Raw genomic sequence first — 21995 nt, forward strand, 5'->3', positions numbered from 1 at the left:
ACCACAAGAAAGTTTGAGACATGGACGTCACCCTTCAGGCCAACTCCGACACCGCATTTTCGGGCCTGACCGACATGATCGCCCTCGGCGGTCCGGTCGTCGCAATCCTGCTCGTGCTCAGCGTTGTCCTGGTCGCGCTCATCCTCGTGAAGCTCTGGCAGTTCCACGCCATGCGCGTCGGCCGCAACGGCGCAGCCCGCCGCGCGCTGGATGCCTGGCTCCGCAATGGCGACAAGGGCGCGGTCGCGAATCTTGCCGGTGATGAGAACCCCGCGAGCCGCATCCTCGTCCATGCGGTGACGGGAGCGGAGAACGTGCGCAACGGCCTCACCGACAGCGTCGGCGACCCGGCCACGGGCTTGCGCGAAGACCTTGAACGCATCGGTGCGGCTATCGTGCAGGACATGCGCCGCTACCTGCGCGTGCTGGAAACGCTGGTGCAGGTCGCGCCGCTGCTTGGTCTGTTCGGCACGGTCGTCGGCATGATCGAGGCGTTCCGGCAGCTTCAGGAGTCCGGCGCGCGCGTCGACCCGTCCGACCTTGCCGGCGGCATCTGGATCGCACTGCTGACCACGGCTGCGGGCCTGCTGGTCGCGATGCCCGCGAACATCGTCCTGAACTGGTTCGAAAGCCGGATCGCGCGTCAGCAGCTTGCGATGGAAGACATGGCGATTTCGGTGTTGAACAGGCGCATCGCACAGACGCCGGATGCTGACGCCAAGTCGGCAAGAATCGCGGCATAGGGCCAGACGACCATGCGGTTCGCCGCCACCACCCCGCGCAAGCGCCTTGTGAACATCACGCCGCTGATCGACGTGATCTTCCTGCTCGTCCTGTTCTTCCTGCTGGCGTCGGTTTTCGCGCGCAACGGGGAGATCGACATTTCCGCGCGCGTGCCCGGCAATGCTGTCCAGTCGGACCTGCAGACCGTGCTCGTGCGGGTGGGGGAAGGCGGCGCGCTGGATATCAACGGCCGCCCGGTGGAGCGCGAGGCGCTTTTCGAGGCAATTGGTGAGGCAAGCGAAACGCGCGTTGTCCTGCTCGCCCGGCCCGGTTCGACCATGCAGGATTTCGTCACCATGCTCGACCGCATCCAGCAGGCCGGCTTCCCGGTCGTGACGGGGAGCGCCCAATGATGCGCTTCGCCAAGTCAAACACTGCGCGGTCGATGTCCGACAGTTCCACCATTCCGCTGATCAATGTCGTCTTCCTAATGCTGATCTTCCTGCTGGTGGCCGGTACGCTGCGGCAGTTCGACAATGAAGGGCTGATCCCGCCCCACGTTGCGCGCGAGGCCGTCGCGGGACTGGACCAGTCGCGCATCGTGCAGATCCGTGAAGGGGGCGTGCTGGTTTATGACGGTGCGACGCTCAGTGCCGATACCATCGCCGAACGGCTGAAAGCGGGCGCAGAAGACGCGGGTGACTATGCCCGCCAACGCATGGTCTGGGTGCTGACCGACCGGGCGCTCGATGCGTCTGAAGGCATGGCCGCGATCAAGGCGCTGCAGAACGCTAGCGTGCGCAACATGCGCCTCATCGTGTCCCTCGACGCGGAGGCGCAGTGATGTCCCTGGGGCGCATCTGGATCGTGGCGCTGGTGCTGTCGGGTGTGGCGCACGCCGCGGCGTTCTTCCCGTGGAGCGGTATGAAGCCGCCGATGGAGGACAGCATGGCCGGCGGCGCGATCACGCTGCTCGACGACCTGCCATCGGTCGTGCAGGTGCAGGGCATTGCCGACGCCGAAGAAACGAACGAAACCGAATTGCAGCCGGTCCAGGCCAGCGAAGCCGTCCCGGTGGATACGCCGGTCGAGGTTGCAGAGGCTGAACCCTCTGCGCAAATGCCAGTCGAGCCGCCATCGAGTGAGCCAACCGAATCTCAGCAGGCTGAACCCGTCGAGACGGACGCGGTGGAAACTGCAGACGCCAAACCAGTCCAGCAGGCCGAAGCCGAACCCACGCAGGTTGCCGAGGCAGACGTCGTCGCCAGCGCCGAGGCGCTTCCAGCCGAGGCAGCCCCCGCAACCGATATGGCGACGTCGCCGAGCGAAACCGACGAGCCTTTGACACCCGCGTTGACGCCGCCCCCTGCGGTCTTTGTTGCGCCGGATGCACAGGCGGTCGCCCCGGTGCAGGCTGAATCAGTGACGCCTGAGGAAACGGTGAGGGCCTCCAACATCGCGCCGATGCCGCGCAAGCGGCCGGAAGCGCCGGAATGGTGGAAGAAGGCCCGGGAAGAAGAAGCCCGCATCGCGCGCGCGCAGGCCGAGAAGCGCGAACGCGAGCGCGCCGAACTGGCCCGCCAACAACGGGCCCAGCGCGGCAACACGGCGGCGGACAGGTCGAGCGTTGCGAGCGGGCGGGCATCGAACAATCGCGGGCGGACCGGCAATGATGGCCGTCGCCAAACCGCAGGACGGTTCAACAGTTCCAACTATGCGGGCCGGGTGATGGCACATCTGCGCCGCCACCAGCGCTATCCGGCAGCGGCGCGCCGCGCGCGCGCGCAGGGCCGCGCCACGGTCCGCTTCACGATCAATTCCAGCGGTTCGGTAATTGGTGTGAATCTTGCGCGCTCGTCGGGTCACTCACTTCTCGACAGCGAGGCTGTGGCGATGGTGCGGCGCGCATCGCGGTTTCCGCCCATTCCCTCGGGCGCGGGACGCAACTCGATGAGCTTCACCGCGCCCATCAGCTTCCGCCTGCGCTAAAGCCCGCAACTGGCGAAAAAGCGCCATGCGTTGCGAAATCGTCATTCGATTGTGAGGAAATGGCGGTGACGGAGGGATTCGAACCCTCGATACGAGTTTCCCCGTATAACGATTTAGCAAACCGCCGCCTTCAGCCACTCGGCCACGTCACCGCTTCTCGCCGTTCCCGGCGAGGTGCGGACAATGCAAAGTTTCGCACTGCAAATCAAGCCGGGCAGGGCGGTCGATCGCGGAGTTTTCCAGAGCGCCCGTCACACGTCGAAGAAGGCCGTCTCCCGCTCGCCCTGCAGCACCATGTCGAAGTGGTAGCGCCGCTCGTCCGTCTGCGGATCGACACAGGCGATGAGGCTGTCTCGCGCGGCCTGCGAGGGCAGGATCTTCAGCACCGGGTCTTCGGCATTGGCCTCTGTCTCGTCGGAGAAATAGAGCCGCGTATGTAGGTGCAGGTTGATGCCGCGCGCGAAGATCAGCAGCGTGATATGCGGTGCCTGCATGCGCCCGTCGGGCAGTGCGAAGCCGCCTGGCTTCACCGTCTCGAATCGGTAGAGGCCGCTTTTCAGGTCGCAGGCTGCGCGCGCGAACCCCGCCTGGCTATCGTCGAAATTGCCGGACGAATCCGCCTGCCAGAGTTCCAGCACCGCATCGCGCACCGGCTCGCCGTCGCCATCGTAGATGGTGCCTTCAAGGGCGATGGTGTCGCCTGCAAGCGCCGTGATCCACGGCTTCTCCTGCGTGCGCATGGAAAGCCCGGCAACCGAAGGCAGCATGCCGATATGAACGTAGGGGCCGGCGGTCTGTGACGGGGTTTCCTTGAGCAATGGTCCGGCCATGTCAGTTCCCCTCGCGCTTGTTTTCAAAGAAGGTCGAACGCTGGCCGCGCAGCACGATGTCGAAGCGATAGGCGAGCGCGTCGAAATCGACCTGGTTTTCGAGGTCAAGCCGGGCGACGAGCATGTCGATGGCTGCCGGGTCCTTGATGGTCTGCACGATGGGGCAGAGCGGGATCAGCGGGTCGCCCTCGAAATAGAGCTGCGTGACGAGGCGCTGGGCGAAGGCATGTCCGAACAGGGACAGGTGGATGTGCGCCGGACGCCATTCGCAGCCATTGTTGCGCCAGGGATAGGGGCCGGGTCGGATGGTGCGGAACCAGTAGCGGCCCTCGTCATCGGTCACCGTGCGCCCGCAGCCGCCGAAATTCGGGTCGAGCGGTGCGACGTAGCTGTCGATGACGTGGCGATAGCGCCCGCCGGCATTGGCCTGCCACGCCTCGATGAGGACGCCCGGCTGTGGCTTTCCGTTCTGGTCCAGCACCTGCCCGTGGACGAAAATGCGCTCGCCGATGGGTTCGCCTTCGGTGATGTAGTTGCGGATGAGGTCGTTGTCGGCCTCCTCGAGCATCTCGTGGCCGAAGACCGGGCCTGTCAGTTCGCCTTCTCCGGGTGGCAGGCTGATAAAATTGCGGCGCGGGCTGCGCAGAACGGTCGACTTGTAGGCGGCATCGTGCTGCTGCGGGTGCCATGCGCGGTCGCGCTGGTAAAGAGGCGGGCGGGCCATCATCGGGCTCCTGATCCGGTTTTGGCGGCATATTCGGGGAATCGGTCCCCCACGGCAAGCAGATGGGTCAAACAGCGGCTGCACCGCTTTGCCGTCCGTGCTAATCGGGCGGCATGAGCATGTTTCGCAAAATCGCGCGCGCCTGCGGTTACGACGCGTTCCGGCTGGAGCGGCAGGCGCGGATCGAGACACATCTTGCCGCGTTGCTGCCCATGCTGCAGGTCGATGTGGTGGTCGACGCGGGTGCGAATGCCGGCCAGTTCGGGCAGAAGCTGCGCGCGCTCGGATACAAGGGCGACATTGTCTCCTACGAACCACTGTCGGCGGTTTTTCCGGAGCTGCAGGAAGCGGCGGCAACCGACATGCGCTGGCACACCCGCAACAAGGCGCTGGGCACGCAGGCGGGCACGGCAACGATCCGCCAGAGCCCCGACAGCACGTGGTCTTCGCTGAAGGGATTCTCCGATTACGGCAAGCGCCGCTTTACCGAGCAGGACCGCGATGCCGTTGCCGAGCAAATCGAGGTCGCGCGGCTCGACGCGGATCTTCCGGAACTGCTGGGCGATGATCCGCGCCGCGTCTACTTGAAGATGGATACGCAGGGCTTCGACCTCGAGGTCTTCGAGGGCGCGCGCGGGCTGATGCACGAGGTTGTCGGCCTGCAGGCGGAGGTTGCCTTCCAGAACATCTATGACGGGGTGCCGGGTTACCGCCAGACGCTGGAAACCTTCGAGGAAGCGGGCTTTGCCGTCACCGGCATGTTCCCGGTGAAGCGGGACCGCAAGTCGCTGCGCATGATCGAGATGGATTGCGTCATGCGGCGCATAGACCTGGACTGACGCGCGATGCGGATTGCGTTCCATGCGCCGCTCAAATCTCCGAACCATCCCGTCCCCTCCGGCGACCGGCAGATGGCCCGGCAGATCGTCAAGGCGCTGGAAAGCGGCGGCCACGAGGTGCGTCTCGCCAGCGAATTGCGCGCTTACGGCCGCGAGCCGGACGATGACGCGCTTGCCGCGTTGAAACGCGAAGCCGCGGGTGAGACCGCCCGCCTGCTTGCCGATTACACGCGACCCGAAGCGTGGCGGCCCGAAGCCTGGCTCACCTATCACAACTACTACCGCGCACCGGACCTGATCGGCCCGGAAGTCGCGCAGGGGCTTGCCATTCCCTATTTCGGGATCGAGTCCTCCTTCGCCCGCAAGCGGCGAGCGGACGGCTGGGGCAGCTGGTCGGCAGCCTCGGAGTTCGGCATCAAGCGAGCGCAGGTCAATTTCTGGATGACCCGGGACGATGCGCAGGGGCTGGCTGAAATGAATGAGCGGCTCGTGCAGCTGCCGCCGTTCATCGAGGCGGACGACCTGCTCGCCATTGAGCAGAAACGCGAAGAGGGTGCGCCGCTGCGGCTCGTCACCGTGGCCATGATGCGCGCCCGCGCCAAGCTCGACAGCTACCGGTTCCTGGCATCGGCGCTCGAAGCATGCGGCGACATCGACTGGATGTTGGACATCGTTGGCGGCGGCCCGGAGCGGAAATCCGTCGAGGCGCTGTTCCAGCCGTTTGGCGACAAGGTCCGCTTCCATGGCGAGTTGGAGCGTGGTGGTGTGGCGGAGGTACTTTCCCGATCCGACGCCTTGCTCTGGCCGGGGTTCAGCGAGGCTTACGGGCTGGTCTACCTGGAGGCGCAGGCTGCCGGGCTACCGGTGTTGGCGCTGGACCGTGGGCCGCAGCGCGAGGTCATCCGAGACGGCGAGACCGGAATGCTGACCGCGCACGAGCCGCAAGCATATGCCGCGGCGATCCGTGTGCTGGCCGATGATGCGGACAGGCGCCGGGAAATGGGCAAGGCGGGGCGGAAGTTCGTGGCGCGCGAGCGATCCATCGAGACGGCGCGGTCCGTGTTCTCGGGCGTCTTCAAACCGTCGGTCCCATCGCCTCAGCCAATTTCAGCCTTTCCGAAAAGCGCCGACGTGTTGGACCGGTTCGCGTCAGCGGGCCGAAAGGTCCGCCTGTGGCTGCGCGACGATGATGCGGTGGCTCCGACGCCTGCGCTCGACCGGTTCATCGAGACCTTCGCGGGCATGGGCCTGCGCACGGTCCTCGCGGTTATCCCGCAATACGCGACGCAGGCGCTGGCAGAGCGGCTGTCACGGGAAGCGCTGGTCGATGTCGCGACGCACGGTCTTGCCCACATCAACCACGCGCCCGCCGGTACCAAGAGCAGCGAATTCGGTGCGTCGCGCGATATCGATGCTGTCGGCGACGACATCTCGGTCGGCAAGGCACGGATGGCGGACCTGTTCGCTGATCCGCTGCCGCTGTTCGTGCCGCCGTGGAACCGCATGGACACGCGGTTTCACGCCGATCTGAAAAACGCGGGCTACGTGGCGCTCTCCACCTTCGGCGTGAAGGGCGAAAACGTCGGCGATGGATTGATCGCGCTCTCGACGCATCTCGACATTATGGACTGGGCGACGCGGACAGGTCGCAGCGCCGCTGACCTCGACGCAGAACTGGCAGACTGGCTCGAAGACCGTTTTCAGTCTGGGAGCGAGGTTCCGCTCGGCGTCCTGACGCACCACCTCGTGCATGACGAAACCTCGTGGAGTGTCTGCGCTGGCTTGGCCGAGTTGTTCGCCAACCACGATGCGGTGGAGTGGATCGACCCGCGCGCGGCGCTGGCTGCCGCTCAGTAGAGCCGCACGAGCTCGACCGGCTCGGCAACGCCGGGAACCTGCTCCGAAATGCGCTCGACCTCGCGCGCTGCGACATATCCTTGCCGAATGGCCGACTCGTAGCACCCAGCGGTCGCGATGGCGCGCGAACCCAATGCCTTGTTGTGCTTCTCCAGCTTGGCGGAGAGGTTGACCGGCGCGCCGATGACGGTGAACTCCAGCCGCTCGTCGCTGCCGACTGCGCCGAAGATGACCGGGCCGGAGGCAACCGCGAGATTGATGCTTGCCGGGTCGAGGCTGCCGCCACCAATTTCCTTTGACCGGTCGTCGAGCGCCGCGACGATCTCGTCGACCGCGCGCATGGCATCGGCGCATTCGTGTCCCGTCGGGCCTGCCGCGCCGAAGGTCGCCATGATCCCGTCGCCGAGGAACTTGTCGATGGTGCCGCCGTTGCGCTGGATAACCGGGACCAGCCGCTCCTGGTAGGCCGCGAGTGCGCAGATGACGGCATCCGGCGACATGCGTTCGGCAAGGCGCGTGAACCCGCGAATGTCGACGTTGAGGATCGCCGCGTTCCGCTCCACACCCTGTCCGGGCGCGATGGTTTCACCCGTATCGCGGATGCGCCCGGCAACGCCGGGATCGAAGAAGCGGGAGAGGTCGCGTGCGGCCGTTTCCTCACGCACGGCGCTGACGAGCAGCGCCCGGCCACGCCGCACGGCCAGCGCAAGGATCAGCGTGACCGACAGGATCACGATGGTCTTGTCGAGTTCTGCGCCGATCAGGATCGAGTTGGTCGTCAGGTAGGTCACGTAGTCGCGCGTTACCATCATCTCGCCGGCCTCCGCCATCACCGCGTAGGCGACCAGCGCGGCCCACCCGGCCATGGCGGCGAGACCCGCCGCGACGACGAAGCGCGCCTCGAACCGCAGCGCGCGCAGGGCGATGAAGATGAAGATGTAAAGCAGCGTCGGGGCCTTGAGATAGAACGACGGCGGCTGCTGGTACTGGATGTGGAAGCTCCAGATCATCGCCATCAGCAGGGCGATGTCGAGGAACGTCATGGCGTAGACGACCGCATCCGGCAGGCGGTAACGCATGGCGAGCAGCAGCCCGCCGACCGTGAAGACACCGTAGGCGGCCAGCACGAACGGCACCGGCATGAACGTTCCGGCGGAAACCTGGCTCGGGGAAATGGCGTAGAGCGCGCCGAAGAACGCGACAACGGCCAGCTGGAGCAGGCGGACGAGGATTTCGCTCTCGTTGTCGTGGCGTGTGATCTGTCCTCGCACGCGCGCCGGCAGTTCGCCGCGCGTCGCCGGTGGCAACAGGCGGGGCAGGCGGGCGGAGATGCCGCCGCGTTTCGGCTCTGTCGGGGTCAGTTCGGTCATGGCGCGATCATATCGGCGCGTCGTTGCGCGCGCGCCAGACAATTGAATGTCACGCGCCTTCAGCGCTGCGTGAGAAGGCCGGCGATCAGCCGCGGCCCGAGAGTTCGGCCTGCGCGGAATACAGTTCCTGCGTGGTGCGCGCGAGGCGGTCGGCGAGCACGCGCATGACGCCGACGGAGACGGCCGGGAAATCGGACAGCAGGCGGATGAAGCGGTCCTTGGTGATCTTCAGCACGTCGAGATCGCCGGCGGCCCGCACGGTCGCGGTGCGGGGAACATCGCAGAGAATGGCGATCTCGCCGACGATGTCATTGCGGCCAAGCTGGGCGACAACCTGTTCCTCATCACCCATCTCGATCACCACGTCGGCAGTGCCGTTGATGATGACAAATGCAGCATCGCCGGCGTCTCCCTGGCGCATGATGTTCTGGCCGGGCGCGTAGCGCAGCCGCTCGGAGGCCAGGGCCAGCAGCTTCAGCTTGGTGGTATCGATCTGCGAAAACAGGGGCACTCGGCGCAGAAGATCGACTTCATCCGATATGGCTGACATTCAGTGCTCCCTTCGCGATCCCTTTTAGGATCATTTTCGCGTTTCCGTGGCCACCACCTTGCTCCCGACATGTCCCAATTGAAAGGACATGGCGACCTTGCGGGACCTCTTCAACCTCAAGACAGGGCCTTGGCGAAGTGCCCGCCGGCCTTTCGAAGCGCTTTCGGCTCGCCGTCCTCGACCAGAACGCCGTCCTTGAAGACCAGCACGCGGTCGAACAGTTCGGCATGCTCCGGCTGGCTGACGAGGCAGATCATTCCGTAGGCGCGCGGTCCCTCCGGCGCTGAATCGTCGATCAGCTTTTTCAGCAATTTCAGTTGGGCGCGCGGATCGAGGCTGCCGAGCGCCCGGTTGAGCAGCAGCAGGTCCGGCTTCTTCAGCAGGGCGCGCGCAATGTTGATGCGTTGGCGCTGCACCTGGGTCAGCCGCTTGCCGCCGGTTCCGATGTCGAAATACAGCCCGGCGCGGCGGATCGTGTCGTCCAGCCCCATGCCTTCGAGAATTTCCAGCACGAGAGCACGAACGCGTTCGGGCGCTTCGGCGACGCCACTGGCAATGCGCCCGAAGATCACGTTGTCCTCGACCGATGCCGCGTGATTGTAGCTTTCCGGGTCATAGAAGGCGATCGCGCCCTCGAGCTCCTCGGGGTAGTTCTCCTGGAATGCCTTGCGCGCCTCGACGATGGAAGCCTTCAGCTCGTCGGTGACGAGACCGAAGCGGTGGCGCGGCTCGGCATAGGAGAACGGCAGCTTCAGGAACATGGCGCGGATATCTTCCGGCGCCTTGTCCAGCGATGTCTCGGAATGGCGCGACAGGGCCGTCTGGTAGCTGCTCATCTCTTCGGGGCGGAAGAACGCGAACTGGTCGAAGAGGGGGTCGTCCGGCGACAGTTCGGCGAACAGCTCCGACATGGTCTGCGCGATCTCGATGCCCATGGCGTAGAGCTTCGCGTCGAGGCCGGTGTCCTTCAGGATGCGCGCCACGTAAGGATGCTTGAAGGCGGAGGCGTCGGCGAATTCTCGGCCGATGGGTCTGCCGAAGAACAGGTTCTCGCCGATGGTCGCTTCCGCATTGTACTGCCCGGGGTCGAATGGCTCGACGCTGTTCGACAGGCCGCTTTCGGCGAGACGCTCACGCATCGTGCGGCGCGCTTCCAGGATCGAGTTCGCGAGTTCGGGAAACTCTTCCGGCTCCACGATGGCCAGCAGGCCAAGGTCGTGGACGTCATTGTCGAGGCCGACAAAGCGCAGCAGTTCCAGCAAGTGCTGCGTCATGGCCTCCGGCGTCTCCACACCGATGGCCTCGTAGTCGATCCACACGTCGCTGATTTCGAGCGGGGTATTGCCGGACAGGCGGGTTTCCACCTTGGCAAGCTCGCGCAGGCGACCGGCTTCCTCGTCGGTATCGTCGGATGGGCGAAGCGGCGCATGCAGCAGCGTGTAGACGATCGTGTCTTCCAGGCTTGCCTGCGGCAGGAACGTGTCCGCGCTGGCGTAGCCGATCCGCCTGCCGGTGCGCGATTCAGACAGGTTGTAAAGCTGGCGGCCGCCCATCTGGATCGAGCCAGACGTTGGCGGCACGAGCCGCGCGAGCGCCTCGATGAATGTCTCCGCGCCCGAGTTGACGCCGCCGACAACCGCCACCCGCTCCGACATGTCGCCGGAATAGTTCGCGCGCTCGATCAGCTTCGCACCGGAATCATCGGTGATGGCGAGGTTGGAAACATCAATCGTGCCGCTCAGCGGTTCGGCCTTCTCGATGTCGGGCTTCTGGAGGAGGGAGCCCACCATGCCGTCGACCGCGAACTGCTCGGAGACCTGCGCGTATTTGACCTGTACATCGACACGCTGCTGGTCCCAGTCGATGAGTTCCTTCACCGGGGAAGGCAGGTCCTTGTAGGCGGCGATGACGGCCACGAGCTGGCCGATGTCCAGCGTGCCGCGGATCGCGAGGTAACCACCGATGGAGTAGAACAGGAACGGCGTGAACTGGGCGAGGAAGTTGTTGAGAAACTTGATGAAAAACTTCTTCTGGTAGAACTCGTAGCGGATCAGGAAGATCCGGCCCAGCCGGTTCGTGATCTCCGCGCGCTCCCAGTTCGAGGTGTCATTGGTGCGCACCGCAGCCACGCCCTCGACGATTTCCCCGACGCGCCCCGACAGCTGGCGGGCGGTCAGCTGCCGCTCCTTGGCCAGCTTGATGAGCATGCGGCGCAGCCGGGGAATGAAGATCGACTGCACGATGACGATGCCGGCGGCTAGGCCGCCCAGCCAGAGATTCTGGACAATGATGAAGACCAGCGCCGTTATCGCCTGTCCGCCCAGGAACACGGGCAGCACGAAGGCATCACCGATGAATCCGCCCAGCGGCTCCACCTCGTCCTTCACCATGGTGGAGACTTCGGACGCCTTCATCTTGCGGAACTGCGGGATTGGGAATCGCAGCACGCGGTCGACCAGCTCGTAGCGCATCCGGCGCAGCATCCGCTCGCCGAGCCGACCCTTGTAGGTGTTGATGTAGAACTTGAAGAGGCCGTTGACGCACACGAGCGCCAGGAACATCGCGCACAGCAGCGCCAGCGCGCCCATGCGCGTCAGTTCCACCCCGTCATGCAGGACGATGTCGGTGAAGGGGAGGTTGAACGACAGGTAGTTCTGCGTGGCGTCCGGGGTTTCGAAGCCGCGCCCCTGAATAGGGCCGTTGATGATCCGCTTTGGCAGGTCCAGCGCGAGGAAATAAGTCGGCATGGAAATCAGCACGATGGCCAGAATCCAGACCTGCTGAGCCTTCGTGTGGCGCCAGATATAGCGCGCCAGCGATGGCTCCATCGCATCGGGAACGAGTGGGTGGTCGGTCATAGTGTCTGCCATGCCCCCCGGCGGCGAGACGTCACGTTATCAGATGACACTTCAGACCATGCAACGTGCGATGGCAAACGGCAATCCTTTGCGCCGCAATATTCGGGTCAGTGCATGTTCTTGAGAAGCGAAGCCGTCTTCGCTGCGCCGTCCAGCGACATGGAAATCGCGCGGTGGCGCAGCTGCGCGGCGCGCGTGATTGCCTCGGCAAGGGACGATGCCGTGACGTCGACCTCGGGCAGGTGAACGGCCCGCTCCAGCCGTGAAAGGGCCTGCGCGCGGAAAGTCTGCTCGGTTTCGCCGTCGGTCGCGAACGGTACGAGCACGCAGGGCGTGTCTGCCACCAGGATATCGGCGACCGTATTGTAGCCGGCTTGTGAAACCGACACTTCGCTCGCTGCCAGCATGCCCGGAAGATCGTCGACGAAGGATACGACCTTCACGTTGGCGGGTGAGGCGGCGAGAAGCGCAGCGCGCTCGTTTTCCGGCAGGTTCGGGCCTGTCGATAGCACGAACTCGTGAGCCGCCATGCGCGGGTCGCTGGCCGCGGCGCTTGCTGCCTGCAGCAGCTTGCCGCCGACGACACCGCCTCCGGCAGAAACCACGACGCGTTTGTCGCGCGCGGATGGTGGCGAAACCGGCGGTGCGACCATGCCGGTGTGATGCACAGGTATGGAAATCTCGTCAGCCAGCGGAAACGTGTCGGCGAGACTGGCGATTCTGGGGTCGCCGTGGACGAGCACGCCGTCATAGAGCGCGTTCAGTAGGTCGCGTGCTTCGGCATCGCGGCCCGGCTTGCGGTTCTGCTGCAGAATATCTCGCACCGAACATAAAAGCTTCGCGCCGTTCTCCCGCAAGGTTTCGAGAAACGGGCGCAACTCGTGGCGCATCTGCCGCCGCCCGAACGGGTAGGCCTCGGTGATGGCGATATCCGGCCTCAGGCTTTCGGCCAGTTCGAGCAATTGCGCGCGGCGGCCCTGCATGTAGGCCTCGTCGGCAGGGTTGCCGTCGGCGTCTACCAGCCCCGCGAAATCCGTTCCGGACGTGCGCAGCGGCGGAAGCTGGACGACGTCGTATGGCAGGTTCTCCAGTACCTTCACCGGCAATCCGCCGGTGACCAGCGTCAGCTCCAGCCCGCTGGCATGGATCGCGTCGCACACGCGCCGCGCGCGGTATACATGGCCGATGCCGAGCAGGTGCTGCACGTAGAACAGGACGCGGGTCACGCGCCGGCGTCCCTGCCGAGTGCGGCGTCGAACAGGCCGATCAGTTCGGCGGCCGTCTTGTCGTGGTCGAAGCGGGCCCGCACGCGCTTTTCACCGGCTTCAGCGAGGCGCTCGCGATAGGCAGGGTCGCGGGCGAGGCGTTCGAGCGCGGCGCGCAGGCAATCCACGTCCTCCGGCGGGCAGAGGATGCCGGTCTCGCCGTCCACGATGAGTTCGCCAACGCCGGAAATGTCGGTCGACAGGCAGGCCAGCCGCTGGGTCTGCGCTTCCATCAGCACATTGGGCAAGCCGTCGCGGTCACCGTCAGCCGCGATCCGGCAGGGCAAAGCGAACACATCGGCTGCGCGGTAAGCCGCAAGCACCTCGTCCTGCGGCTTGGCGCCATGCCAAGAGATGTTTCCCGCGATGCCGAGCTGCTCGGCCTGCGCCTTCAGTTCGTCGAGTTTCTCGCCACCGCCGATATGGTCCAGCGACCAAGCAATGTCGTTGGACAACGCCACGAGCGCGGACAGAAGCAGATCGAAGCCCTTCTTTTCGACCGCGCGGCCCACGGCGAGGATCTTCAGCGCGTTGGCCTCCGCGCGTTGGCGTGTCGGAGGCGAGGGAAACCGCTCGAGGTCGATGCCGTGATAGCTGAGGTGGACGGATTCGGGCTTTGCGGCCAGCGATTGCAGGTGGGCATGGCCAGATGCCGTGCAGGTCACGGTCCAGCGCGCCTGCGCCAGCTTGTCCGACAGGTCCCAATCGTCCGAAGTCCAGATATCCTTGGCGTGCGCCGAGCAGGACCACGGAAGGCCGGAAACGAGGCTCGCGTACCGCGTCGCGCTGGCTGGCGTGTGAATGAAATGCGCGTGCAGCCAGTCGGCCTTCGGCGCGATCTCGGCTGCCATGACGCAGCCCTGGCCGAAGCGGCGCACACGGTTGCGCGTCGGGTCGCGCAACACGTCACGCAGGAATGCGCCGAACGCCCCCCAGAAGCGGGGCTTCACTAGGCCTGCCAGCACAGCCTTGAAGACCCGGCCCGGCTCGTCATGCAGGTATTCCGGCAGGTAGGTGACCGGCGCGGTGATCTGCTTATGGACCGGGTGGACGGCCTTGTCGGTCGGGCGGCGCAGCGACACGAGCTGCAGCGGGAAACCCGCCTCCTGCAGCGCGAGGATTTCCTGCGCGATGAAGGTTTCCGACAGGCGCGGATAGCCCTTCACGACGATGGCGAGCGTCTTGCGGCGATCAGGTGCCAATTTGGATGTCCTGAGAGGTTGGTCGGGTCAGCTTGAAGCGCCGACAACGGTCAGGCTGCGCCGTGAGTGCCTGTCGAAATGCTGCTCCACGAAGTCGCAGATGGCGTCGAGGCCGTCGAGTTCAAGCGGATGCTCGGCCTGCGACGGGCGGTTGCGCTGCGGCAGGCGGCGCAGGGCCTCGGCCAAGCGCTGCGGATCGGAGGATTCTTCGGGCAGCAGCATGTCGACGATGCCAAGATCGGCGGCGCGCCGGGCGCGAATTTCCTGTTCGCGGCGCGGCTTCGTGCGCGGCACGATGAGGGCCGGCCGGTCATAGGACAGGATCTCGCAGAACGTGTTGTAGCCGCACATGCTGACGATGCCCTTGGCATTGGCGACCAGTGTTTCGGCGCGGTTGTCGAAGTCGATGATCGTCACGCCGTCGAGGCTTTCAGCGCGGGAATAGAGCGCTTCCTTGTCCACCGCCTTCATGAAGGGGCCAAGCAGCAGCAGGAGAGGGTGGTCGAACGGACCGTGGGCTTCCAGCGCGCTGAGAACGTCATTCATCAGCGGCGCACCGTCACCACCGCCACCTGCGGTCACAAGGATATAGTTCTTCGGCACGTTCTGCGGGTGGTGCGTCGGCGCGGACTTGCCCGTACGGTCGAGATACCCGGTGTAGCTGATGCGCTGGGTCAGGGCCTCTGGCACGTCGAGGCCGGTCAGCGGGTTCCAGAAATCACGCGGCCCGTAGACCCAGACATGGTCATAGGTCTCGGTGACCTTGCGCACCATGTCGGCGCGCTCCCATTCCTCGCGGAGTTCCTCGGGGCCGTCCATCACCTCGCGCAGGCCGGCGATCAGCATGGTGCCGCGTTCGCCGAGCAGTTCGAGCGTCGATTCAAGCTCGCCGCGCAGGCCCATCGGCTCCTTGTCCACGATCATGATGTCGGGATCGAAAGCGGCAGCCGTGTGATGAATGACCGCGCGGCGCATTTCCAGCGTGTCCGCGAGGTCGATGTGCTGGTCGAGAGAGGTGTAGTCGCCGTTGTGGAGCTTGATGACGCTCGGCACCTTCACGAAGTCCACGCGGGCGCGGAAATCGAAGGCACCGGCAATCGGCGAGCCGGAAATGATGAGCACCATGATGCCGCTGAAACGCTCCACCAGCGCATGTGCGATGGAGCGGCAGCGCCGCAGGTGGCCGAGCCCGAACGTGTCGTGGCTGTACATCAGAACGCGGGCGTGACCTCTGCGTGTCATGACATGTCCTTCTCGCTTCGGTCACGACGCGCGATTTGCGCGTTGCGCGGACATCGCCTTGTCCTCGCAAGGCCGGTCACGCACGATTTTGCAGCACGATGAAAAACCTAGCACGTCACCGGCTGCCTGTCGCTGATGCGAAATGAGACTATCAGACAACCCGCGCCTCTTCGCATACGTTATTTTCGTCCGCCAGCTATTTGTACGGGTCCGCCGCATCGCGCAATCCATCGCCCAGGAAATTGTAGGCGAGGATGACGAGGATCACCGGCACCACCGGCAGGATGAGCCATGGATAGAGCGCGACCACGTTGATGTTCTGCGCTTCCGTCAGCAGCACGCCCCAGGACGTGATGGGCGGGCGCAGGCCAAGACCGAGGAACGACAACGCCGTCTCGCCGAGGATCATGGTCGGGATCGAGATCGTCGCGGTTGCAATCAGGTGGCTGATGAAGCCCGGCACAAGGTGGCGCGAGATGATGCGCTTGGGGCTTGCGCCCATGAGCTGTGCGGCCAGCACGTAGTCTTCCTCGCGCAGTGCCAGCAGTTTCGAACGCACCGCGCGTGCAAGCCCCGTCCAGTCCAGCAGGCCGAGGATCACGGTAATCGCGAAATAAACGACCAGCGGATTCCACGTCACAGGCATGATGGCCGCTAGCGCCAGCCACAGCGGGATGGAGGGGATCGACTGGATCACCTCGATGATGCGCTGGACCACCATGTCCACCCAGCCGCCGTAATAGCCGGCAAGCCCGCCGATGACGATGCCGAGCGTGAAGCTGATGGCAACGCCGAGCAGGCCGATGGAAAGCGAGATGCGCGCGCCGTAGATGATGCGCGAAAGCATGTCGCGCCCGAGCCTGTCAGTACCCAGCAGGAAGGCGGTTTCGCCCTCAGGTGCGCAAAAAAGGTGCGTGTCCATGGGAATGAAGCCCCACATCTCGTAAGGCTCCGCCTCGCAGAAGAAACGCAGCTGTAGCGGGCGGTCTTCGAGCAGCGTGTATTCGCGCTTCAGGTTGACCATGTTGAGTTCATAGGACGTGTCGTAGACGAACGGCCCGATGAACGATCCGTCATGGAACAGGTGCACACCTTGCGGCGGATGGTAGATGCGCTTGATGTGGCGCGAGTCGAGATTGTAGGGCGCGAGAAATTCTGCGAACACCGCAATCAGATACATCGCCACCAGAAACCACCCGCACCACACGGCGATGCGGTGGCGCTTGAACTTCCACCACATCAGTTTCCACTGCGAGGCGAGGTAGATCCGCTCCTGCGCGGGCGTCAGCTGCTCGATTGTGCGTGCGTCAAACGGGGCATCGTTGACGTAGTGCGGCAGGTCGCGGTCGCCGGGCGGGGTGAGCTGTCCGGTCGTCATTTCGTGCTGCCTCCCGCAAGACGGATACGCGGGTCGAGAATTGCCAGCGCGATATCGGATATCAGCACGCCGATCACGGTCAGCAGTGCCAGGAACATCAGGAACGAGCCGGCCAGATACATGTCCTGGCTCTGCAGGGCGTTGATGAGCAGCGGCCCGGTTGTCTCGAGCGACAGGACGATGGCGACGATCTCGGCGCCCGAGATGATCGCCGGCAGGATCGAGCCGATGTCGGAGATGAAGAAGTTAAGTGCCATGCGCAGCGGGTACTTCATCAGCGCCTTGAACGGGTGAAGCCCCTTGGCGCGCGCGGTCGTGACGTATTGCTTCTGGAGTTCATCCAGGAGGTTGGCGCGCAGCCTGCGTATCATGCCCGCGGTGCCCGCCGTCCCGATGACGATGACCGGGATGATGAGGTGCTCGCCGATCGAGCGCGCTTTCGCCCAGCTCATCGGTTCATCGAGATACTCCGGCGCCATCAGGTGGCCGATGGACGTGCCGAACCACAGGTTGGCGAAATACATCATCAGCAGCGCGAGCAGGAAGTTGGGCGTCGCAAGCCCCAGCAGGCCGACGAATGTCAGCCCGTAGTCGCCCCAGCTATACTGATGGGTTGCCGAGTATATGCCGATGGGGAAGGCGACGATCCACGTGAAGATGATGGTCACGAAGGAGACCAGTATCGTCAGGTACAGCCTGTCGCCGACCACATCCTTGACCGGGAGTTCATAGGCGAAGGAATAGCCGAAATCGCCCACGAACCAGCCGCCGAGCCACTGGAAGTACCGCTCGATGGGCGGCTTGTCGAACCCGTATTCCTCGCGCAGGAAGTTCAGCCGTTCCTCGTCGACCTTCTCGCCCTGGGCCTGCAGTTCCGCCACGTAGGTTTCGAAATAGTCGCCGGGCGGCAGTTCGATGATCGTGAAGATCAACGCGCTCGTGATGAGCAGCGTCGGGATCATGATCAGGATGCGTCGGAATATGTAGGCCAGCATGGGTCAGGCAGTCTCAGGACGGGTTGGACGGGTTCGAATCCAGCCAGAAGGTATCCGGCTGGTAGACCCCGAAATACGAGCCCGGATCGTAGGTATACAGACCCTTGTCCGGCACGTTGTGCATGCGGTTGGAGACGACGATCGGCTGGAACGTGCCATTGACGATACCGATCGAGTAGACCTGTTCGGCGTGGATCGAGAGGATCTCGTGCCACACGGTCCGGCGCTCGGCATCGCTGGAGGCCTGCAGCCACTCGTCATACAGTTCCACGAGACGCTTGGCCTCGGGCAGTTCCGGCTCGGTGCCGCTTTCCCCCTGCGATTCCTTGTAAAGCCCCCATGCCGGCCATTGCAGCTGCTGCTGCGTGGTGGGCGCAAACTCGCTGGGGCTGAAATCGGCTGTCGGCAGGGCGTTGTCGTATCCGGGCCACACGGAAATCATCGTCTGGCCGGCGAAGACACGGCGGCGGAAGATGTCACGCTGCGAGGAGCGGGGATAGAGCTTGATGCCGGCAGCCATCCACGTGTCGTGGATCAGCTGCAGGACGTCGGCTTCCTCGGTGCTTTCACCGGCGGACGCCACGATGATCTCGGCGCGCTGGCCATCCGGCAACAAGCGAACACCGTCCCAGTCGCGCTTGTCCAGGCCCATTTCGTCGAGCAGGGCATTGGCCTCGTCGAGGTCGAATTCGGTATAGGCCTTCGCGTATTCCGGCCGGTAGAGCTTGCTTTCCTCCAGCACGGTGTTGGCGCTGACGCGGGCGAGGCCGTAATAGATCGCCTCGTTGATCTCGTCGCGGTTGATGGCGAGAGACAGCGCACGGCGGAAGCGCACGTCACGGAAGACGTCGCGCCAGGCCGGGTCTTCGTAGTTCAGGTTGGGATAGAGCGCGATCTTTGCGCCGTTGCCGGTCGCCCATAGCTTCACCGAGTAGCTCTGCTGCTCTTCCGAGGCCTTCAGGAACGTGTAGTCGTCAAACCGGATGTAGCGCGCCTGCAGGTCGGTTTCGCCGGTGCCGGTCTTGGCCGGGATCAGGCTGGAGGAGCCCATGGAAATCGCAACGCTGTCCATGTAGGGCAACTGACGGCCGTGCTGGTCGACCCGGTGGAAGTAGGGATTGCGCTCGAAGACGAAGCGCTCTGCCGGCGGCTCGGTGGAATTGTACCAGGGCATCAGCGTCGGCAGTGCCGGGTTTTCCGGGCGGTAGCTGCGGGCCATGCGCCGATGCAGCGAGTCCCAGTCCTTGACGCTTTCCGCCTCGATCATCTCGGCGAGCTTCTCGGGCGTCTGGTAGCGCTCGTGGAATAGCTTGAGGTAATGCGCCGGCATATAGATCTCGAGCGGGCGCGGTCCTGCGAGTGCTGCCATGAAGACCGGGTTCGGCTTCTCCCACGTATAGCGAACCGTGGTTTCGTCGACGACCTCGAAGGTCGGATCGTTTCCGTTGGGACGCATTTCCGGCGGGAAGCCGCCCGACGAGAGGTCCTCGTTCAGCGCGACATCCTCATACCAGTAGCGAAAATCCTCGGCGGTGAACGGATGCCCGTCAGACCACTTGTGCCCCTCGCGCAGATGGAAGGTGAAGACCCGGTCTTCCTCGATCTCGACGGCTTCGAGAATGTCAGGCTCCAGTTCGAATTCCGGTGTGAAGCCGACCAGCCGCGCATAGCTGAAGATCGTCATCATCCGGATGTCTTTCTGATCCTTCATCAGCATCCGCCAGATGCCGCCATAGGTGCCGGGCTGGCGATCGCCGGAGAGGTCGACAACCATCGGGTTGGCGGGCAGGCGCTCGGCCAGCGGCGGCAGTTCGCCTTTCTCGACCCTCTCGGTGAGCAAGGGGGCTTCCTTGATCGACAGGTCCTGCGACAGGGCAGGCGACGTAAGCGAGGCAGCGAGTGTCAGTGCCGCGCAGATGCCGGGCAGACGCTTGCCGGACAGACGGTAAATCTTCGAGAAAGCAGACATCACACCACCTCCGAGGGTTGCGTGCCGCTCTTCACGAGCACGCTGTGACCGGGTTCCACTTCAACAAAAGCCATCATTTCACCTTCGCCTGTCTCCATGTTGCCCGGCCGGAACTTGGCGTCCCAGTTGGCCGGGTCGGAGCCGGGGCGGGTGCGCATCGTCTCGAAGTCCAGCTGCCGGTCAAGGTCCGGATAGGGCACGGCATCCAGCAGCGCGCGCGTGTAGGGGTGGCGCGGGTTGCGGAACAGGGTCGAACGCTGAGCGATCTCCACCAGCCGGCCCTTCCACATGACGGCGATGCGATCCGCCATGTAGTCGATGACCGCAAGATTGTGCGAAATGAACAGATAAGTTAGATCAAGATCGGCCTGCAAATCCTTCAGAAGATTGAGGATTTGTGCCTGCACGCTGACGTCGAGGGCCGACACCGGCTCATCACAGATGATCAGGCTCGGGTTGAGTGCAAGTGCGCGCGCAATGCCGATGCGCTGGCGCTGGCCGCCGGAGAAGGAATGCGGGTAGCGGCTCAGGTATCTTGGGTCGAGGCCAACCTGCTGCATCAGTTGCGTGATTCGTTCCAGCTGCTGCGAGCGGTTGCCGATACCGTGGATTACCAGCGGCTCGCGCAGGATCTCAAGCACCGTCATGCGCGGATTGAGGGAGCCGAACGGGTCTTGGAAGATCATCTGGATCTTGGACCGCGTCTCCTTCAGGTCGCTGCCATCGAGCGCGGTCAGCTCGACGTTCGTGCCGGGCTCGGGGCGGAAGATCACCTTGCCGGAGTCAGGCGTCAGCGCACGGGTGATGATCTTGCTGACCGTGGTCTTGCCGCAGCCGGACTCGCCAACCAGCCCAAGGCATTCGCCGCGCCCCACCTTGAAGCTGACATTGTCAACGGCGCGCGTCGATTCCGTCTGCCCGGAGGAGAAGAAGCTGCCCTTCTTGATCTGGAAGGACTTGATGATGCTGGCGACTTCGAGAATCGCATCCGCTTCCGGGTCGGGCTTGGTTTTCGGCGTCCGGTCCTGCTCCGCTTCGGGCTTCTTGCGGGTGGCCGCACCGGCGGCTGACCGCAGCGAGACGAGCCGCTCGCCGGGCTGCATGTCGAAATGGGGGACGGCGGCCAGCAGGGCCTTGAGATAGGGGTGCTGCGGGTTGGTGAAGATGTCTTCCACCGGCCCGGCTTCCATGATCTCGCCGTGATAGATGACGACGACCTCGTCCGCGACGTTCGCAACCACGCCCAGATCGTGCGTGATCAGCAACATCGCCATGCCGAGTTCGGCCTGCAGGTCCTTGAGCAGCGCCAGAACCTGCGCCTGCACCGTCACGTCGAGTGCGGTCGAGGGTTCATCGGCAATCAGCAGCGCCGGGTTGCAGATCAGCGCCATGGCGATCATCGCGCGCTGGCGTAGGCCGCCCGACAATTCGAACGCATACATGTCGTAGGCGCGGTGCGGGTCCGGGAAACCGACCCGGCCGAGCATCTTCTCGGTTTCCTCGCGCGCCTTCGCGCCGCGCGCCTTGGTGTGCAGCGTCAGCGCTTCCTCGATCTGGTTGCCGATCGTGTGGACCGGGGAGAGCGAAGTCATCGGTTCCTGGAAGATGATCGAGATTCGCCCGCCGCGTATCCGCCGCATGGATTCGCTGAACTGGGGCAGGGTGGCGATATCCACCACCTGGCCGCCCTTTGCAGGGTCGGCGAAATTGATCGAGCCGCCCGTGACCGCGCCGTTGCGCGGGAGGATGCCCATGATCGCCTGCGAGATGACGGACTTGCCGGAGCCGGATTCGCCAACGAGCGCGACGACGGTGCCGGGCCGAATGCGGAAGCTTGCGCCCTTGACGACCTCAAGCGGTTCGCCCTGAAGGTCGAACGACACGCGCAGGTTCTCGACCGTCAGCAGGTTGCCTGTGGTGTTCGCGGCAGAATGCGCGGCTTTGCCGGCCGCGGGCGCGGGCTTCACGTCAGTGTTCAAGGTGATGGCTTCCGGTCTGTTGTCGTCAGGCTCTTCTCGGCGGATTGGGCATCGCGATGGAGACGCCGCCGGACTGACCGGCGTTCGCGTATCCGTCTTGGCCGTACGGTCGGGAAGGCAAACAAGACAAAACCGGTCCCCCAACCGCTGCACTGTCTAGTTAACGTAGGAGGATGTGACAGCGAAGCGCACGCAATGGCAACCCCCTTGCCCGATTCCTCAACG

General features: G+C 64.4%; 18 protein-coding genes and 1 tRNA gene. 6 read left to right on the forward strand and 13 right to left on the reverse strand.

Features of this window, described 5'->3' with window-relative positions; all coding sequences use genetic code 11:
* Positions 1–20: 20 nt before the first annotated feature.
* From ACKTEK_RS05810 to ACKTEK_RS05825, 4 genes are read left to right on the forward strand one after another with little or no spacing between them, the layout of a single operon-like run.
* Positions 21–743 (forward strand): MotA/TolQ/ExbB proton channel family protein, encoded by a 723-nt coding sequence (locus ACKTEK_RS05810; protein ID WP_409164294.1) that lies wholly within the window; start codon positions 21–23, stop codon positions 741–743.
* Between the two features lie 12 nt (positions 744–755).
* A complete protein-coding gene (locus ACKTEK_RS05815) occupies positions 756–1136 on the forward strand; it encodes an ExbD/TolR family protein (protein WP_409164295.1) in 381 nt (126 codons plus the stop codon).
* Positions 1137–1168: 32 nt separating this feature from the next.
* Positions 1169–1567 (forward strand): ExbD/TolR family protein, encoded by a 399-nt coding sequence (locus tag ACKTEK_RS05820; RefSeq protein WP_409164296.1) that lies wholly within the window; start codon positions 1169–1171, stop codon positions 1565–1567.
* A gap of 23 nt (positions 1568–1590) precedes the next feature.
* Entirely contained in the window at positions 1591–2712 is a 1122-nt protein-coding gene (locus ACKTEK_RS05825; protein ID WP_409164297.1) for a TonB family protein, read from the forward strand.
* Positions 2713–2772: 60 nt separating this feature from the next.
* Here ACKTEK_RS05825 and ACKTEK_RS05830 read toward each other — a convergent pair.
* From ACKTEK_RS05830 to pcaH, 3 genes are all read right to left on the reverse strand, one after another.
* Positions 2773–2864 (reverse strand) — tRNA-Ser (locus tag ACKTEK_RS05830).
* A 99-nt stretch (positions 2865–2963) separates the two neighbouring features.
* The gene (gene pcaG, locus ACKTEK_RS05835; protein WP_409164298.1) at positions 2964–3542 is read right to left on the reverse strand and encodes a protocatechuate 3,4-dioxygenase subunit alpha; all 579 of its coding nucleotides are present in this window, start codon (positions 3540–3542) and stop codon (positions 2964–2966) included.
* 1 nt (position 3543) lies between these two features.
* The gene (gene pcaH / locus ACKTEK_RS05840; protein ID WP_409164299.1) at positions 3544–4266 is read right to left on the reverse strand and encodes a protocatechuate 3,4-dioxygenase subunit beta; all 723 of its coding nucleotides are present in this window, start codon (positions 4264–4266) and stop codon (positions 3544–3546) included.
* A 119-nt stretch (positions 4267–4385) separates the two neighbouring features.
* Here pcaH and ACKTEK_RS05845 point away from each other — a divergent pair, with 119 nt between their 5' ends.
* On the forward strand, positions 4386–5105 hold the full coding sequence (locus ACKTEK_RS05845) for an FkbM family methyltransferase (protein WP_409164300.1): 720 nt from the start codon (positions 4386–4388) through the stop codon (positions 5103–5105).
* A 6-nt stretch (positions 5106–5111) separates the two neighbouring features.
* Positions 5112–6962 (forward strand): glycosyltransferase, encoded by a 1851-nt coding sequence (locus ACKTEK_RS05850; protein WP_409164301.1) that lies wholly within the window; start codon positions 5112–5114, stop codon positions 6960–6962.
* Here the strand turns inward: ACKTEK_RS05850 and ACKTEK_RS05855 are convergent.
* From ACKTEK_RS05855 to ACKTEK_RS05900, 10 genes are all read right to left on the reverse strand, one after another.
* Entirely contained in the window at positions 6956–8332 is a 1377-nt protein-coding gene (locus ACKTEK_RS05855) for an adenylate/guanylate cyclase domain-containing protein (RefSeq protein WP_409164302.1), read from the reverse strand. The two genes, ACKTEK_RS05850 and ACKTEK_RS05855, sit on opposite strands and share 7 nt — an antisense overlap.
* Before the next feature lie 85 nt (positions 8333–8417).
* Positions 8418–8882, reverse strand: a complete 465-nt coding sequence (locus tag ACKTEK_RS05860) for a cyclic nucleotide-binding domain-containing protein (protein ID WP_409164303.1) — start codon at positions 8880–8882, stop codon at positions 8418–8420.
* A 116-nt stretch (positions 8883–8998) separates the two neighbouring features.
* A complete protein-coding gene (locus tag ACKTEK_RS05865) occupies positions 8999–11710 on the reverse strand; it encodes an ABC transporter transmembrane domain-containing protein (RefSeq protein WP_409164894.1) in 2712 nt (903 codons plus the stop codon).
* A gap of 137 nt (positions 11711–11847) precedes the next feature.
* A complete protein-coding gene (locus ACKTEK_RS05870) occupies positions 11848–12966 on the reverse strand; it encodes a glycosyltransferase family protein (protein ID WP_409164304.1) in 1119 nt (372 codons plus the stop codon).
* The gene (locus ACKTEK_RS05875; RefSeq protein WP_409164305.1) at positions 12963–14207 is read right to left on the reverse strand and encodes a glycosyltransferase family 4 protein; all 1245 of its coding nucleotides are present in this window, start codon (positions 14205–14207) and stop codon (positions 12963–12965) included. The genes ACKTEK_RS05870 and ACKTEK_RS05875 overlap by 4 nt, the downstream gene beginning before the upstream one ends.
* A gap of 27 nt (positions 14208–14234) precedes the next feature.
* Positions 14235–15449 carry a glycosyltransferase family protein gene (locus tag ACKTEK_RS05880; protein WP_409164306.1) on the reverse strand — a complete coding sequence of 405 codons (1215 nt, stop codon included), beginning with the start codon at positions 15447–15449 and terminating at the stop codon, positions 14235–14237.
* A gap of 196 nt (positions 15450–15645) precedes the next feature.
* Positions 15646–16827, reverse strand: a complete 1182-nt coding sequence (locus tag ACKTEK_RS05885) for an ABC transporter permease (RefSeq protein ID WP_409164307.1) — start codon at positions 16825–16827, stop codon at positions 15646–15648.
* Positions 16824–17822, reverse strand: coding sequence for an ABC transporter permease (locus ACKTEK_RS05890; RefSeq protein ID WP_409164308.1), 999 nt, complete (start codon positions 17820–17822; stop codon positions 16824–16826). Before ACKTEK_RS05890 ends, ACKTEK_RS05885 begins: the two co-directional genes overlap by 4 nt.
* A gap of 13 nt (positions 17823–17835) precedes the next feature.
* Positions 17836–19791: an ABC transporter substrate-binding protein gene (locus ACKTEK_RS05895; protein WP_409164309.1), complete on the reverse strand. Its 1956-nt coding sequence runs from the start codon at positions 19789–19791 to the stop codon at positions 17836–17838.
* Entirely contained in the window at positions 19791–21758 is a 1968-nt protein-coding gene (locus tag ACKTEK_RS05900; protein WP_409164895.1) for a dipeptide ABC transporter ATP-binding protein, read from the reverse strand. The genes ACKTEK_RS05895 and ACKTEK_RS05900 overlap by 1 nt, the downstream gene beginning before the upstream one ends.
* Between the last annotated feature and the right edge of the window lie 237 nt (positions 21759–21995).

The organism is Tepidamorphus sp. 3E244, from assembly GCF_046159835.1.
In the GTDB taxonomy this organism is placed as follows: domain Bacteria; phylum Pseudomonadota; class Alphaproteobacteria; order Rhizobiales; family Tepidamorphaceae; genus JACKJK01.